Origin of the sequence: Acinetobacter sp. TY1 (assembly GCF_048551395.1) — a bacterium.
In the GTDB taxonomy this organism is placed as follows: domain Bacteria; phylum Pseudomonadota; class Gammaproteobacteria; order Pseudomonadales; family Moraxellaceae; genus Acinetobacter.
On sequence record NZ_JBLYZK010000012.1, the window covers coordinates 16,250 to 29,998 of the forward strand.

Here is a 13,749-nt window from a genome sequence, read left to right on the forward strand (position 1 = left end):
TATTCATTAGGCTGCAATTGATATGCGCCCAGCAATTTCAGCTAACTCTTCATTGATAATACTTTTTGCTTCGGGTGCGCAACGACCACAACATGTGCCAAGATCAAGCAAGTCGCGAATTTCACGATAGCTTTCAGCGCCATTTGCAACGGCATCTTTAATATCTTGATCTGTAATGCCACGACACAAACAAACGTACATGAGAATGAACCACAGTATTAAATGCGATAATAGATATTATTGATAATTATTATCGTTTGTCAATGAAATTCATTTAGATATATGTAAATATTAATTGAGTTTTTAGATAAAAAAATACCACCTGATTGGTGGTATTTTTTTATTCAGTATAATCAATAATTTATTTTTTGATCAGTTTTGTATTATTGATTGATGATCACAATACCATCCATTTCAACCAATGCATTCTTTGGTAGGCTTGCAACACCTAATGCTGCACGTGCAGGATAAGGTTGAGCAAAATATTCGCCCATAATTTGGTTGACCAATTGGAAATTCGATAAGTCGGTTAAAAAAATGTTGAGCTTTGCAATATCTGCTAGCGAGCCACCCGCAGCTTCACAAACTGCTTTTAAGTTATCAAAAACACGACGGATTTGTGCTTCAATGCCTTCAACCAATTCCATGCTGTATGGATCTAAACCAATTTGACCTGAAAGATACAGTGTATTGTCGACTAAAATGGCTTGGGAGTAGGTACCAATTGCTGCGGGTGCATTTTCTGTATGGATCACTTGGCGGGACATTGACTTCTCCTTAGTTTCAACTCAATCCATCATAAGCGATGGATTGTATTCATGAAAGCATCAATTGTTTAAAATGATGGAACCATGGGTCAGACTGCTTTGGAAATCTCAGGTAGCGATACAGGCATAGCTAAGCGTGATATGCGTGGGAAACCAAATTGCATGCGTAACTCACGAATAATTTGTGCGATCTGACGGCGATTGTTTACGACAATGTCGACATAGGTTTTATTTTCATGCGTGCGAACAGATTCAACCCCAGTTTTAGATTTTCTACATAAATAGATCAATTCTGAAATTTGTTCATCATTGAGCACCATTTCAATGCTTAAATAAGCAGTGAAGTTGACGTCTTCATCTTCTGCTGTCCATTGAAGTGGCATGATATTTTCAGGATGTAGATGCTGTTCATGTAATAAATTATGACAACGTGCACGGTGCACGATGAGTCCACGACGTGATAAATGCCCTTGGATTGGGTCACCCTGCACAGGGTTACAACAGTGGGCATATTTAACATCTACGCCCTCAGTACCCTGAATTAAACGATTTGAGTGTACTTGTCCATCATTTTGCGTTTGAACAAATAAATGATTTGCGACCAATTGAGGTAATAAATCACCAACAGCGATTTGCTCAAATAAAGTATCTTTATTTGGGATATGACGCCATTCGAGTAAATCTGCCCAATCTTCATCGGATAAGTCTTTAATTGAGCGATTAAAGAGTTTTAGAGCACGATTTAAGGCTTGTTGTCCAACGAGGCGTTGTTCATCAATATCTTGTTCACGCAAAATATTTTGAATAGAGCGACGGGCTTTTTGAGTATTGACGAAACTCAGCCAATCAGGATTAGGCGTTGCAAGTACATCGGTAATGACCTCGATGACTTGACCACTTTGTAAGGGCGTTGAAAGTGGTTTAAGTTCACCATTAATTTTTGCACCAACGGCATGATTACCTAAAAATAAACTCGCAGAATAGGCAAAGTCGACTGCTGTTGCACCTTGTGGTAATTCGTGGAGTTGCCCGTGCGGTGTGTAGACCCAAATTTTTTCTTGATGTAAGTAATCAAGTAAATCGCTAAATGTCGTTTTAGCACATTCTCCACCAACCAATAGGTTGAGATTTTTCATTGATGCTTGAATAGCTGAGCGACAAGCTTGAGGTGCATTTTCACCAAGTACAACACCAAAACGAGCAGCTTTACGCATGAGTTCAGTTTGTATCGTTAGCGATAATGTGGTTTTTTCACCTTTTAGCCGTAATATCAGTGATTGATTACCACCAGGAAGTGGACGTCGGATATGATCTTGATAGCTAATGATTTGGAAATTTTCACGTAGAGCTTCAACTAAGCGATCACAATCTGCGATGCTCTGTAAAATGATTTCAAAAGCATGACTATGGGTAAGTTCTTGTAAATCAATTTCATTTTTTACAAAATGACGTAAAAGCTCGATATTATTATTTTTCTTTTTAATACGACCTTGTAGATTGTAAACATTGAGTAGGTCAGCTAATTTTTGCTCCCAAACCGTTTGGTATTGACAACGCTCAGGTTTAGTTTTGAGTAAATTTTCTTGGACATTGTTATACATGTCGAGGTCAAGATTTTGATAACACAGATGTTCAAGGTTATCAGCCATCTCATTCATACCAACAAGACGTGCCATGGGTACAAAGATATCAAAGGTTTCTTGTGCAATACGTGCACGCTTATCTGGGCGTAATGCACCAAGCGTAGTCATATTATGATAGCGATCTGCAAGTTTAATAATAATGACACGTGGATCTTGTAATGTAGCTTGCAGAATTTTTCGGAAACTTGCCGCTTTGTTATATTCTTTATCGCTTGAATGGCTAAGTTTAGTCACACCATCAACCAGTTCAGCAACTGTACGTCCAAATTTATTGGCAATATCATCCTTACTGAAATCAGTGTCTTCAATCACGTCATGTAGTAGAGCAGCCATGAGTGTTTCGGCATCCATACGCATATGAGCAAGGATGCAGCTGACTGCAATTGGATGCAGAATGTAAGGTTCACCACTTTTACGGGTAATACCGTCGTGTGCTAGATCGGCATAATCACAGGCCAAAAGAACTCGCTCGATTTCGCTTGGTTGAAGATAAGCGTCGATAATTATATTGAGCTGTTGTTTGGCTTGGCTGACCTGTGGGCCTGGCATAAAACACCTATTAAAAATCTAAAAACTGACAACATTTTTTCAATCTAACAATGAAAACGATCTTGGCGTACTTGTCAATTTTTTAAAAGAGGGAAACATTATTTTTTTTAACAAATATTTGTTAATTTGTCTAATGATTCACAATATTTTTTTAAATAAAAAAGCCTGGTTAGAAAACCAGGCTTTTAAGACCGTTTACTCTTATTGGAAAGAGAAACCATCTAAATTCAAACTGCTTGCAGAAAGTGCCATATCAAGACTAGACGTTTGATAATCCTGCTCACGTTGTTTTAGGATATCTTTGTTGACATGACCAACTGCAATTTCACGTAAAGCTACAACAGTAGGTTTATCATTATCCCATTCAACAGTAGGTTCAATGCCTTGACGTGCCAATTGACGCGCGCGTTTGCTTGCCACAAGTACAAGCTCAAAGCGGTTGTCTACATGGTCTAAACAATCTTCAACAGTTACGCGTGCCATAGGGATTCTCGTTATGGGTAAATTTTAAATAGACTGCTCAGTATAAAATGCTTTCACTATAGACTCAAGGTTTTCTATGATTGATACTCTTTTTGATATATCAATCTATTGAATCTATAGGAAAAATAAATTATTTCTGTTCAAGTAACTAAAATCTTTAAATCACATCAAAATTATTTACTTTGTGGCGTAATTAACTTTTCAATTAAGGCTTGATGACGAGCACTTTGTTGACTGAGTTTTAAGCGATTAGCATTAATGACTGATTCAAGATCATGTAATGCTTTATTAAAGTCATCATTGATGATGATGTAATCAAAATTGACATATTGCTGCATATCTTCAACAGCACAGCTCAAACGGTGCTCAATGACTTCAACAGTGTCTGTACCACGGTTTGACAAGCGTTGACGTAAATCAAATTGTGTTGGCGGTAAAATGAAAATCTGTTTAGATTCAGGAAAAAGTTTACGAACTTGCTGTGCGCCTTGCCAGTCAATTTCAAGTAGAACATCATGACCCTTTGTCAACTGTTCACGAACAGTTGCTTGTGCGGTACCATAATAGTTACCAAATACTTCTGCATATTCGATAAAACCACCTTGACCCACTTGATCTAAGAAATTTTCTTTTGAAGTAAAATGGTAATGAACACCGTCCAGTTCGCCAGGTCGTTGACCACGGGTCGTATGAGAAACAGAAACGTGTAAATTACTGACACGCTCAAGCAACGCTTTCACGAGAGATGTTTTGCCTGTTCCCGATGCCGCAGAAACGACAAACAATAGACCCGACATGATATTTTTCCTGATATGATAAAATATCTTCTCTATTTTAGAGTAGACGAACATCAAACAAAACAGTTTTTGTAAATTGTTTACATATAATTGATCAAGTTTTTCCAAAAAATGTTATGAACGCTGAGGACACTATGGAAATTGTATTGGCTAATCCACGAGGCTTCTGCGCAGGTGTAGACCGTGCAATTGCCATCGTCAATCGAGCTTTGGAGTGTTTTAATCCACCGATTTATGTTCGCCACGAGGTAGTACATAATAAGTTTGTGGTGGATGACTTACGTCAGCGTGGGGCAATTTTTGTCGAAGAACTTGATGAAGTACCTGATGATAATATTGTTATTTTTAGCGCACATGGTGTATCAAAAGCAGTACAGCAAGAGGCTGATCGCCGAGGCTTAAAGGTATTTGATGCGACCTGCCCATTGGTCACAAAAGTGCATATTGAAGTCACCAAATATGCTCGTGAAGGTACTGAAGCCATTCTTATTGGTCATGAAGGACATCCTGAAGTTGAAGGTACAATGGGGCAATATGATAAGAAAAAAGGCGGTGAAATTTATTTGGTTGAAGATGAGGATGATGTCGCTGCTTTAGCTGTTAAACATCCTGAAAAAGTTGCTTTTGTTACGCAAACGACATTGTCGATTGATGATACAGCTAAAGTAATTGATGCTTTGCGCCAAAAATTCCCATTGATTCAAGGGCCTCGTAAAGATGATATTTGCTATGCCACGCAGAATCGTCAAGATGCGGTACGTGATTTAGCAACTCAGTGTGATGTGGTACTTGTTGTTGGTTCACCAAACTCATCAAACTCAAATCGTCTACGGGAACTTGCCGAGCGTATGGGAAAACAGGCCCATCTTGTAGATAATGCCGATGAGTTGAAGCAAGAATGGTTTAACGAGACAAGTAAAATTGGGGTGACTGCTGGTGCATCTGCACCTGAGATTTTAATTAAGCAAGTCATTCAGCGTTTGCAAGATTGGGGAGCGACTTCACCACTAGAATTGAATGGTCGTGAAGAAAATATTACTTTTAGCTTGCCGAAAGAATTACGTATTCATGTGACGCAAGCTTAAATTTTTACTCTAAATTTTAAGCGGATAATTGTGATTATGCAGTTATCCGCTTTTTTATACCCTTTGTCATACATGTATTGGTTTTGTAAAAAAATAAGCTATGATTTGTAATAGGATAAAGTTTTGTTGTGGGGGCAAAATGAAAAAAAATAATGGGTTCACGCTGATTGAAATGATGGTCACGATTGCAATTTTTGCAATTATCGCTGCTATGGCTGCACCAGCATTTGGCAAAATGGTTACTCGTCAAAAATTAAATAGTAATACTCGGGCATTTGTCAGTGCTTTTAATTTAGCAAAGTCTCAAGCCGCGACTTTAAAAGAATCTGTAGCTGTTTGCCCAGATAAAACCCCCGCAGGTTTAGACTATACCCGTAAGAAATGTGCGGAAGATGCAATTCCAAATTATGCAAGTTTAACGGCGATTAATAAGATCAATGCTCAGGAAAATCGTGTGATTTTAGTTGCAGTTGATAAAAATGTGGAATTGAAGTCCGGCAGCACAACAAAAGTTGTTTTTAATGAAGTTGGTTCTAGCGGTTCTGAGCAGACAATGAGTCTGTGTGCAGGAAAAGAATTGCGAACATTAACGATTTTGGCATTAGGTAATGTCACACAGACAACAGGAACCTGTTAAATGATAATAATAAAACATCAAAAAGGTGTAGGCCTTATGGAAGTATTAGTAGCATTACTTTTACTTGCTATCGGTGTATTGGGTTATACGGTTTTACAACTAAGGGCTGTAGACGCATCTTCTGAAGCTTTATCTCGCTCTCAGGGAATGCTTATTTTAAGAGGTCTGGCTGAAAATATTCGTGCTAATCCAGCAGGGCAGGCAAGCTATCCAGCTACAGTGCGTAATTATACAACAAGCACAGTTGCCCCAACTGTTCCATCTGTAAATTGTTTTAATCCTACAACTGCTTGTACACCAGCAGAGATGGCAAATTATGATGCCTATAATGTTGCAAAGTCAGCATTTGATATAGGTATGACTGTAACTATGGCAGATTGTCCAGGTGTTTCGGTTGCACCAATTAAGCGCCAATGTTTATTTATTGGATGGGATGATACTACTTTTACAGCAACAGCTACGACTGCGGATGTGACGAGTTGTATGTCTAGTGCGGGTATTTATACACCATCTTCTAGATGCCTCATGATGGAGGTATATTAATGAATATTAATAATATGAAAAAAAATACTCAAAATGGTTTTACATTGCTTGAGTTAATGGTTGCACTCGCTTTAGGTTTAATTATTTCTGCTGCTGCAATTCAGTTGTTTATTGGCGGTTTTTTAACATCTAGGATGCAGGAGGCAAATGCTGAGTTGCAAAATAGTGGTGTTTTTGGCTTGGATTATATTGCTCGAGATATTCGACTTGCAAATTACGGTGTTACTCGTCCTGATTTAAATGATCAAACACCATGGGGTGGTATTGTTTTAACAGCAATTAATGCGACAGATACTTCAACAAACATTCCTTATCCAGCAGGAGCGCCATTTGTTTCGGTTGGTTTGTTAAGCCATAGTCTAGGAAGTGGTGAAGCCGTTAGCAATGTAAAAAATGAATGGCAAGGTTTGTCAAATGTAAATCTACCAAGTGACCAACTTACGATTCAATTTGTTGCACCAAATGCTATGGTAAATTGTGAGGGTTTGGATGTACAAGAGGGAGATTATGTTGTTCAGCGTTATTTTTTGCGCCGTGATCCTGCTGACGCGACAACAGGTACAAATTATGCTTTAGCATGTGATGCAAATACACCAACACCAATTGGAACAGCGGCTGTTGCTCAACCGACATCAATTACGGGTTTTGGTGGTGCAGGTCAAATTATTATGCCTCGAGTAGATCACTTCACGGTTCAATTAGGTGCTCGAAGTGCAAATAATAATTTAGGTTATTATACAATTAATGAGTATCGTAAAGTAGCAAAAGCAGCCCGTGCGAAAGCACCTGCAGAAGCAGCACCGAGAATAGTTTCTATAAAAATGGCAGTCTTGGTGAGATCGCTGGATGATACTAAAAATAAAAATATAGATTTAACAAAGCCTGTTTCGATGTTGAATCAAAATGTCACATTAACTGATGATAAAACTCAATATGCAAGAAGGGTGTATACAACATCTATTGCGATTCGTAATGGTATGGGGGTGCCTAGATGAATATAAACTCTAGATTAATGAGGCACTCTCAACGGGGTGCAACCATGATTGTCGTTTTGATTATGCTGGTATTGCTGACACTTGTTGGGATTATGGGCATACGAACAGCAATGACTTCTTTAAGTATCGCAACGAATAGTCAGGTAAGTCAGCTCGTTGCTCAAAGTAGTGATACGCCTAGTAATTATTTTTTAAATGGTTCTGATTATCAAAATCTAACAACTTTAACGACAGTTGTTGGGCAAGCAATTGCTTTACATAAAGACAGACCTGGGCGTGAAGTAGTTTTCTGTTATAGACCGACAGGAAAAGAAAGAATTGATAGTGCATTTGATACGACAGTTCTAATACCACCTGATAAAAGTGCGGATCCAGACACAAAAGCAACGATTGATTCGGTTTATACAGACAGGGCAGGTTTTTGTGATTTAACTAAAGATTTTGGTAGCTCACGTGAAGCTGTGGTGACACAAGTCTCGGTAAAAGTTGTTTCCGAACCAGGTGCTGTTATTGGGGCTGCTTTGGAGAGGGGATCTAATCAAGCTGTTGGAGCTACAGAAACTAAAGATAAAGTTGAGGCTACTGTTCGTGTTACTTCCACTGCAATTATGCCAAGTTTTGCGAGAGAAAGTATTTCAGATATTCAGCAAAAATGCATAGGTAATGGCAGTAATGTAGGATACATCAATGACAATCTTGGGGCAGATTTGACAGGTAAGATGACTGTAGCAGGTTGTCTATCTAGTTATGGAATTCCATTAAGTACACAGGTTCAGGAATTTGAACTTAGAACTCGTGATATTCAAACTGAAGCACCGATTTAAATTGGGAGAATGACAATGAAAAATCAAAAAAATAGGTTCATTCCTGAAATGAAGCACACACAATTGAGTCGGGGAATAACATTTGCTTCAGCTTTTATGGGGACAATGTTAATAACCTCTTCTGTTGTACAGGCAAGTGATTTACAGATCTATGCGAACCCAACAGCAGGTAAAAAAACAATTGTGATGATGTTGGATACATCAGGTTCAATGAGTCCTTCTCAGAATAACTATCGTGAAGATCGGATTCAAACTTTAAAAAATGGGATGAATACTTTTCTAAATAGTACGAACCCTATTTTAAATGATGTTCGAGTAGGTCTTGGACATTATTCGGTTGGTGGGAATGGTAAGTCAAGTCGAATATTGGTGGCTGCTGAACCACTCGGAGTGGCTGGTTCAGCACAACGTATTGCATTAAAAAATGCTATTGCAAGTTTATCAGCCTCTGGTGGTACACCAACAGCACATGCATATGCAGAAGCAGCAGCATATCTGATGGGGACAACAACTACAGGTACTGGAGAAATTGCCAAATATATTTATCGACAACAAGATCAAACAACGAATTATTATTCTTGTCCTACAGGTTATCCTAATTTTAACTCTAGTGATATTCGATGTTATGTATCGAAAAGCGGAAATTATTATTACGGAAATAATAAAAAAGCTACTTTAACGAAAACAGAAACTGTTACTAATTATTATTCATGCAGTAGTTATAATAATACTGATGTAAATAATGGAATTCAAAGTTGTGCAACTTGGGTAAAACTTACAAATAATCCTTCAGCAGATGAATTGGCTAAGTATGAAGTATTAGAAACATCTGAAGGTATTATCTACACTCAAGGTGAGATCCAAGTTACAGGAAATAATGCTGATAGTGGATTTAATAACTCTATAAGTGCTGTTAAAAATGGTGGGAATTATATCTCTCCATTACCAGCACAAGCAGATAGAGTAAGTTGTGATGGTCAGGGTGTATATGTTTTATCCGATGGTGCTGCGAATAACAGTACCACTGCTCGTTCTACAACTATTATGCGAACAGCTTTGGCTGATAAGGGTTCAGGCTTTAGTTGTACAGGAGGGCTTTCAGGTGGTGGAACAGGAAGTTCATGGGATTGTATGGGAGAATTCGCAAAAAAACTTTTTGATGCAAATAAAAATCCAACAGGAGTTTCTATCCAGACTGCATTTGTTGGGTTTGGTAGCGATATGAATAGTCTCACCCAGTCGTATGTGCAAAATGCATGTAGACTGAGTTCTAGAACGCAAGCAGATCGAAGTGGTGATGATGCTTGTTCACCAGGTAAGGGAGCTTATGCTGTTAATTCGCCTGGTTATGGTAATGGTGGTTTTTTTACAACTCAATCGGCATCGGGTGTTACGGATAGTGTAATTGCATTTATTAACAACTTAGGTAAAGCTCCTTTAGAACCATTAACTACAGGGGCAATTTCTGTTCCAGTAGATAATCTAAACCCTTCAGGGCTTCAGCCTTATGGTTATTTGCGTGGTTTAGAGCCTAATCCTCAAAGTAGTGAAGTTGTTTGGGCTGGAAATCTTAAAAAATATCAAGTTGTGCAAACTGGAAATAATGCGGGTGCATTTGCTGCTGCGGGAGGGTCTTTGGTTTATAACTCTCAAGGTGGATTTAATAGTGGCACCAAAGACTTGTGGAACAGCAACAGCGTATATAGTGGAAAAAGTTATAATGACGGCGGTATTGTTCGGTTAGGTGGTGCATATTCAAAAGTTCCAATGCCAATACTAGGGCAAGCTGAAAATTTAGCATTAGTACCTCCGCAATATGCTTATACTGCTAATGCAAATGCAGTCCGTAATTTGTTTACAGATGTAAAAGTGGATGGAGGCAGTACATTAACATCCGCGACGAATGGTTCTTCATTACTGCAAGTTCCTGGAGGGACTGTACCTGAAAGTAGTACTGCTAATTATGTATTATCACAGTTTAAAACTCAGACAACATTAAAAGATTTTCCTATTGCTACAAAGATCAAGCTACTCAACTATCTTGGTTATAGTGTTCCATATGATGAAACTGATGAAGATTTGGTTTTACCTACTACATTAGAAGTGCCTAATTCTCCACACCTTTCTATGGGGGGGAGTATTCATTCATTACCTGTACAATTAACTTATTCAGGAACATTAGATCAGGCAGGCAATTTAACAACAACACGTAGTCAATCTGTACTTTACGGTACAATGGATGGTGGTTTACATATTGCAGATAGTGCGACAGGTAAGGAGCAAATGGTCTTTGTACCATCTGAACTTTTACGTAATAGTGTAGCTTCAAAAGGCTTAGTTAGAGGGCAAACAGATACTAACTCTCCAGTGTCTGGTACAGATGGAATGTGGATCTCTGATTCAACGTATAAAACACAACGGGCTTCCTCTACAGGTGAAACAAGTACTGTTAAAGCGTTGAAAATGAATATTTATGGCGGTATGCGTATGGGAGGGGAGAGTTATTACGCACTGAATGTTCTAACGCCATCGAGCCCTAAATTACTATTTAGACTTGGAAAAGATGTTACCGGTTTTAATCGTATGGGCCAGTCTTGGTCTAAGCCAGTACTCGCAAATGTTCGTATTAAGGGTGAAAATAAGAGGGTAATGATTGTTGGTGGTGGTTATGATCAATGTTATGAAAACCCAAATTTTGCATTAAGTTCAGCAGTGTCTAATACGGATTACCCAGATACGGCATGTAATAATAAAGCTCAGGCGCAAGGTAACGCTGTATATATGGTTGATGCAGAAAAAGGTGATTTACTTTGGTCTGCGACATTTAGTAGCGCTACTGCAGACGGTGACAAACAATATTTGAAACATAGTATTGTGAGTCGTGTCAGTGCGATTGATCGCGATGCTGATGGTTTAATTGATAATATTTATTTTGGTGATTTGGGTGGGCAAGTATTCCGTGCTGATTTCGATAATAACCAAACGAAAACAGGGTCTACCTATAGTGCATTTGGGGTACGTGTAAAGCGTATAGCAAATCTTGCAAGCAATGATACAACGAATAACAGTGGGTGGGATTATACAGGAAGTAAAGCACCTCGTTTTTATGAGGCACCGACATTAACTATTCATGATGAGGGGGCTAATACTTTCCTTGTGGTTGGTGTGGCCTCTGGAAATAGAAGTACACCTTTGGATGTTGTACCAACAGTTGGACGAGAGAAACTTTTACCATCGACAGCTTTAAGTGGCAGACCTGTAAATAATGTCTATGGTTTAATTGACCGAGATTTTGTAAATATAAATTTAATGAAATCGAATGTGACTTTACTTACGAGTAGTCTAACCTTAGATAGCTTGCAGAAAAATCCTCAGAAGTTAACAGGGAAAATTGGAGATTATTTCTTTAAGGCAACAGGTGCTAAAAATGGTTGGTATAGATCATTATCTAGTATGAGTGATGGAACTGAGCGTGGTGGAACAGCATTTCGAGTTGCTGGCGGTATGAAAGCTTATGAAGAACCCTTTGCAATTACTGGAAATTTAATAGTACCTGTATATGACCCTCAAGGTACAGGTGTGGCAGGTCAAGACCCTTGTAAGCCTCGGGTTGTAGGTGAGACAGATCGTCAATTATTCTGCTTACCATATGGAGCATGTCTGAAAACTGATGGCACAGTAGATGGTGGTGCTAGTGGAATGGAAAGTAAAACGGGTTTTCAAACTAAAAAGACAGATTGCCCTGATGGTGCTGCGGAATGTAATGCCAATGTAATAGGGACGGGTATTCGTGGGTTAGCTATGGCACCGATTACCAGTACAACTGGAGCGGCCTGCCCAGATAAAACATTAGCAGGAAATGAAAAAGGCACTGGAAAATGGACGTGCCAGCAAATTATCAACCCGACGAAATGGTATGATAAATGGATAAAATAATTTATAAATTGAGTCCATTGCTGAATTTGTCTTTGGTTGCTAGCAGAAATGCTAGTAACCAAGAGGCAAAGCAATCAGGCTTCACACTTATTGAGTTAATGGTTGTTATTGTGATTATTACGATTTTTGCAGTAATTGCCATACCATCGTATCAACAATATGCTCGTAAGGCTGATGCTTCGGCAGCTGAACAAGAAATTCAGAAAGTTGCTGAACAGCTTGAACGTTTCAAATCTAAAAACTTTACATATCGCTGTTTTGATCCAAAGTATATTTATGGTCAGATTGTAGATACCTCTGGCAGTAATAAATGTAAAAATAATGATCCCTTAACTGAAATTACTTTACCAACGGGTGCAACAGGTACAAATATTAAATATGTTATTACGATTATGGATCTGCAAGATACGAGTAAGAAATTAACAGATGATGGTGCTGTTGGGCGTAACTATGCAATTAAAGCATTATCAAAAGAAGCAAATAATAAAAACTATACTTATTTATTAACGAGTTCAGGCTTACGTTGTAAAAATAAAACATCAGCAAATGTTTCTTATACAGATTGTGGCTCTGCAACAAATGGAATGGAGGGGTGGTAATGCACCAAAAAGGCTTTACATTTGTTGAAGTGATGATTGTGGTGGCAATTATTGGCATCCTCGCAGCAATTGCTTATCCATCTTATTTACAGTATGTAAAAAAGACAAAACGAGTTGATATGCAGACGGCTATGTTACAAATTTCTCGTAATTTAGCCAATTATAAAATGGCAAATAATAATTTTGCAGGATTAACCTTAGCTAATACAAAGGTATTTGGTGGGAATGTTTTTCCTACAACAGGTACAGTATTGTATGATTTAAAACTAACAGATATAGATGGAATTAATGCACTGAGTGCTACAGGGGCAAAAGTAAATACTTGGTTATTGGTCGCAACACCAAGAACAGCCGCTCAACAGTTTGAAGATGGGCATATTGTTATCAACTTTCGAGGAGAGCGTTGTTGGACTAAAGGGTCTGACAAAAATGCTGGTGTAGCTTGTGTACCTTCAGCATCGACAAACTGGGACGGACGCTAAACTTAAATTCAAAAATGTGGATAAACAAAAATTGATCTTTCCTTCGTGTGCAAGATGACGTAAAATATTGCCCTCTATGAAAGGGGTTTGAGCTGTGCCGATGGTCGGTACAAGGATAATCCGTAAAAACTATAAGGTTCTATCATGGTTGTTATTCGTCTTGCACGCGGTGGTGCTAAAAAACGTCCTTTCTATCAAATCATTGTGACTGATAGCCGCAATGCACGTGATGGTCGTTTCATCGAACGTATTGGTTTCTTCAACCCAACAGCACAAGGTAAAGCAGAAAAACTTCGTTTAGATGCTGATCGTCTTGCTCATTGGGTTGCTCAAGGTGCTCAACCGTCTGAACGTGTTGCTTCTTTAGCTGCTCAAGCTAAGAAAGCTGCAGCTGCTGCATAATTTTTGA

14 protein-coding genes are annotated in these 13,749 nt (G+C 38.5%); 9 read left to right on the plus strand and 5 right to left on the minus strand.

All coding sequences use genetic code 11. The annotated features are described in order from the left end of the window. Positions 1-6: 6 nt before the first annotated feature. The 5 genes from ACK2M2_RS09110 to gmk all read right to left on the minus strand — a co-directional run bounded on the left by ACK2M2_RS09110 (position 7) and on the right by gmk (position 4,239). Complete coding sequence (locus ACK2M2_RS09110) at positions 7-201, minus strand: bacterioferritin-associated ferredoxin (RefSeq protein ID WP_409511952.1); 195 nt, start codon at positions 199-201, stop codon at positions 7-9. Between the two features lie 182 nt (positions 202-383). Beyond that, the gene (locus tag ACK2M2_RS09115) at positions 384-767 is read right to left on the minus strand and encodes a RidA family protein (protein ID WP_409511953.1); all 384 of its coding nucleotides are present in this window, start codon (positions 765-767) and stop codon (positions 384-386) included. 89 nt (positions 768-856) lie between these two features. Continuing rightward, on the minus strand, positions 857-2,959 hold the full coding sequence (locus ACK2M2_RS09120) for a RelA/SpoT family protein (protein WP_409511954.1): 2,103 nt from the start codon (positions 2,957-2,959) through the stop codon (positions 857-859). A 201-nt stretch (positions 2,960-3,160) separates the two neighbouring features. After that, the gene (gene rpoZ, locus ACK2M2_RS09125) at positions 3,161-3,442 is read right to left on the minus strand and encodes a DNA-directed RNA polymerase subunit omega (protein WP_409511955.1); all 282 of its coding nucleotides are present in this window, start codon (positions 3,440-3,442) and stop codon (positions 3,161-3,163) included. Between the two features lie 173 nt (positions 3,443-3,615). Continuing rightward, complete coding sequence (gmk, locus tag ACK2M2_RS09130; protein ID WP_419347691.1) at positions 3,616-4,239, minus strand: guanylate kinase; 624 nt, start codon at positions 4,237-4,239, stop codon at positions 3,616-3,618. Positions 4,240-4,373: 134 nt separating this feature from the next. Here gmk and ispH point away from each other — a divergent pair, with 134 nt between their 5' ends. The 9 genes from ispH to rpsP all read left to right on the plus strand — a co-directional run bounded on the left by ispH (position 4,374) and on the right by rpsP (position 13,742). After that, positions 4,374-5,324: a 4-hydroxy-3-methylbut-2-enyl diphosphate reductase gene (ispH, locus tag ACK2M2_RS09135; RefSeq protein WP_409511957.1), complete on the plus strand. Its 951-nt coding sequence runs from the start codon at positions 4,374-4,376 to the stop codon at positions 5,322-5,324. 139 nt (positions 5,325-5,463) lie between these two features. Next, the gene (locus tag ACK2M2_RS09140) at positions 5,464-5,961 is read left to right on the plus strand and encodes a GspH/FimT family pseudopilin (RefSeq protein ID WP_419347694.1); all 498 of its coding nucleotides are present in this window, start codon (positions 5,464-5,466) and stop codon (positions 5,959-5,961) included. Next, positions 5,962-6,504: a type IV pilus modification protein PilV gene (pilV, locus tag ACK2M2_RS09145; RefSeq protein WP_419347697.1), complete on the plus strand. Its 543-nt coding sequence runs from the start codon at positions 5,962-5,964 to the stop codon at positions 6,502-6,504. Further along, entirely contained in the window at positions 6,504-7,499 is a 996-nt protein-coding gene (locus ACK2M2_RS09150; RefSeq protein WP_419347699.1) for a PilW family protein, read from the plus strand. The genes pilV and ACK2M2_RS09150 overlap by 1 nt, the downstream gene beginning before the upstream one ends. Positions 7,500-7,516: 17 nt before the next feature. Continuing rightward, positions 7,517-8,323 (plus strand): pilus assembly PilX family protein, encoded by an 807-nt coding sequence (locus ACK2M2_RS09155; protein ID WP_419347702.1) that lies wholly within the window; start codon positions 7,517-7,519, stop codon positions 8,321-8,323. Positions 8,324-8,338: 15 nt separating this feature from the next. Then, entirely contained in the window at positions 8,339-12,259 is a 3,921-nt protein-coding gene (locus ACK2M2_RS09160; RefSeq protein ID WP_419347705.1) for a pilus assembly protein PilY, read from the plus strand. Continuing rightward, positions 12,247-12,858: a type IV pilin protein gene (locus ACK2M2_RS09165; RefSeq protein ID WP_419347708.1), complete on the plus strand. Its 612-nt coding sequence runs from the start codon at positions 12,247-12,249 to the stop codon at positions 12,856-12,858. The genes ACK2M2_RS09160 and ACK2M2_RS09165 overlap by 13 nt, the downstream gene beginning before the upstream one ends. After that, positions 12,858-13,340, plus strand: coding sequence for a type IV pilin protein (locus ACK2M2_RS09170; protein WP_409511964.1), 483 nt, complete (start codon positions 12,858-12,860; stop codon positions 13,338-13,340). Before ACK2M2_RS09165 ends, ACK2M2_RS09170 begins: the two co-directional genes overlap by 1 nt. 144 nt (positions 13,341-13,484) lie before the next feature. Then, on the plus strand, positions 13,485-13,742 hold the full coding sequence (gene rpsP / locus ACK2M2_RS09175; protein ID WP_409511965.1) for a 30S ribosomal protein S16: 258 nt from the start codon (positions 13,485-13,487) through the stop codon (positions 13,740-13,742). Positions 13,743-13,749 lie beyond the last annotated feature (7 nt).

Bases quoted from the DNA above. Each gene is read 5' to 3' on its own strand.
- gmk (WP_419347691.1), bottom strand. From the start codon at position 4,239: ATGTCGGGTCTATTGTTTGTCGTTTCTGCGGCATCGGGAACAGGCAAA.
- ACK2M2_RS09110 (WP_409511952.1), bottom strand. From the start codon at position 201: ATGTACGTTTGTTTGTGTCGTGGCATTACAGATCAAGATATTAAAGAT.
- ACK2M2_RS09115 (WP_409511953.1), bottom strand. From the start codon at position 767: ATGTCCCGCCAAGTGATCCATACAGAAAATGCACCCGCAGCAATTGGT.
- ACK2M2_RS09120 (WP_409511954.1), bottom strand. From the start codon at position 2,959: ATGCCAGGCCCACAGGTCAGCCAAGCCAAACAACAGCTCAATATAATT.
- ACK2M2_RS09170 (WP_409511964.1), top strand. From the start codon at position 12,858: ATGCACCAAAAAGGCTTTACATTTGTTGAAGTGATGATTGTGGTGGCA.
- ispH (WP_409511957.1), top strand. From the start codon at position 4,374: ATGGAAATTGTATTGGCTAATCCACGAGGCTTCTGCGCAGGTGTAGAC.
- rpsP (WP_409511965.1), top strand. From the start codon at position 13,485: ATGGTTGTTATTCGTCTTGCACGCGGTGGTGCTAAAAAACGTCCTTTC.
- pilV (WP_419347697.1), top strand. From the start codon at position 5,962: ATGATAATAATAAAACATCAAAAAGGTGTAGGCCTTATGGAAGTATTA.
- rpoZ (WP_409511955.1), bottom strand. From the start codon at position 3,442: ATGGCACGCGTAACTGTTGAAGATTGTTTAGACCATGTAGACAACCGC.
- ACK2M2_RS09150 (WP_419347699.1), top strand. From the start codon at position 6,504: ATGAATATTAATAATATGAAAAAAAATACTCAAAATGGTTTTACATTG.
- ACK2M2_RS09155 (WP_419347702.1), top strand. From the start codon at position 7,517: ATGAGGCACTCTCAACGGGGTGCAACCATGATTGTCGTTTTGATTATG.
- ACK2M2_RS09140 (WP_419347694.1), top strand. From the start codon at position 5,464: ATGAAAAAAAATAATGGGTTCACGCTGATTGAAATGATGGTCACGATT.
- ACK2M2_RS09160 (WP_419347705.1), top strand. From the start codon at position 8,339: ATGAAAAATCAAAAAAATAGGTTCATTCCTGAAATGAAGCACACACAA.
- ACK2M2_RS09165 (WP_419347708.1), top strand. From the start codon at position 12,247: ATGGATAAAATAATTTATAAATTGAGTCCATTGCTGAATTTGTCTTTG.